The organism is uncultured Sulfitobacter sp., from assembly GCF_947502895.1.
Taxonomy (GTDB): Bacteria; Pseudomonadota; Alphaproteobacteria; order Rhodobacterales; family Rhodobacteraceae; genus Sulfitobacter.
Window position 1 is genome coordinate 1 of the sequence record NZ_CANNBM010000015.1, and the last position, 1,796, is coordinate 1,796.

The 1,796-nt window shown below is 59.8% G+C and carries 1 protein-coding gene; it reads left to right on the forward strand.

The annotated features are described in order from the left end of the window. Positions 1-1,796, forward strand: a 1,796-nt coding sequence (locus Q0903_RS19705) for a VCBS domain-containing protein (RefSeq protein WP_299418055.1), incomplete at both ends; no start/stop codon positions are given.

The following is a 1,796-nucleotide window of genomic DNA, read 5'->3' on the forward strand; positions in this document are numbered from 1 at the left end:
GCAGGCGGGCAGACCACAATCACCGTGGGCGTCACGGTCAATCCGGTCAACGACGCGCCTGTCGACAATGGCACGGTACTGGCGGTCAGCGGTGACGAGGACACAGCCATAACCGGCACAATCCTCGCCTCGGATGTGGATGGCGATACGCTTGCCTACGCAGTCGGCACCGATGCGACCAACGGCTCGGTCGTAGTTGATGCCACAACGGGCGCTTATACCTACACGCCCAATGCGGACTTCAACGGCACCGACAGCTTTGCTGTCACCGTCAGCGATGGCGCAGGCGGGCAGACCACAATCACCGTGGGCGTCACGGTCGATCCCGTCAACGACGCGCCTGTCGTAGCTGGGCCACTGAACCAGAGTGTGTCCGAAGATACAGGTGCGGCGATTGATCTGCTGAACGGCGCCTCTGACATCGACGGGGACATGCTGAATGTAGCCAACGTGACCTTGGTTTCGGGGGATGCCAGCGGGGTTGTCCTCTCGGGTAACTCCCTGAGTGTTGCGGCAGGGGCCTACGACAGCCTTGCCACAGGTTCCAGCGAGACGATCGTCTATACCTATGACATCGAGGACGGGAATGGCGGTATGGTCTCCCAGACGGCGACCGTCACCATCCAAGGCCAGAATGATGCACCTGTGATCGATGCCGTCATCACCCGTTCGGTCGACGAAGACAGCGGTGTGCTGACCTTCGATCTGCTGGAAGGGGTCAGTGATGTAGACAACGCCGTCGATCTGGATGTTGAATTCCCGCCGCTGGGTGATCCCTCCGGTGTGTCTTACTCCTCCACGGGCACGTCTTTCTCCATCGATACATCGCAGGCTGCCTTCCAGTCGCTGGCCGCAGGCGAGACGCTGGTGGTGTCCGAGACCTATCAGGTCACGGACGGTGCAGGCGGGTTTGTCGACCAGACCTTCAACGTCACGGTTACGGGTGTGAATGATGCAGCTGTCATCAGCGGTACCATTACAGGTACGGTTGAGGAGGATGCCTCGGCAACAGCGCTCGGGACACTGACATCAACAGATATCGACGGCACCGACAATCTGTTCATCGCAGCGATGGTGACACTGGCCTACGGTGACTTCACCCTCAACACAGCGGGCGAATGGAACTATACGCTGGACGATAGCAACCTTGACGTTAACGGCCTGCTGACAGGTATGTCTTTGAGTGACAGCTTCTCGGCCATGGCAGCGGACGGCACGTTGCAAACCGTCACAATCACCATCAACGGATCAACCGATAGTGCAACACAGGATGCCGACACATTGGTCGGCACCAATCTGGCTGACAATATCGACGGCCTGAATGGCAATGACAGCATCATCGGCCGTGACGGCGCTGATACCCTGACGGGTGGTGACGGCATGGATACACTGGACGGGGGCGCGGATGACGACATGCTCTCGGGCGGTGGCAACGGCGACGTTCTGGACGGTGGTGACGGCAACGATACACTGGAAGGCGGCGACGGTGCGGACACGATGACTGGCGGTGCCGACAACGACAGGCTCACAGGCGGAAGCGGCGGCGACAGCTTGTCCGGTGATCTGGGTGATGACGTCCTGCTGGGTGGTGCGCAAAATGACCATCTCAGCGGCGGTGAAGGCAACGACACTATCCGTGGCGGCACCGGCAAGGACGAAATCCATGGTATGGATGATCATGACTTCCTGACGGGCGGTGGCAACACCGACACCATCTATGGCGGCAACGGCAACGATACGCTGCAAGGCAACCTCGGCAACGATACGCTGGATGGTGGAGAAGGGGATGACGACCT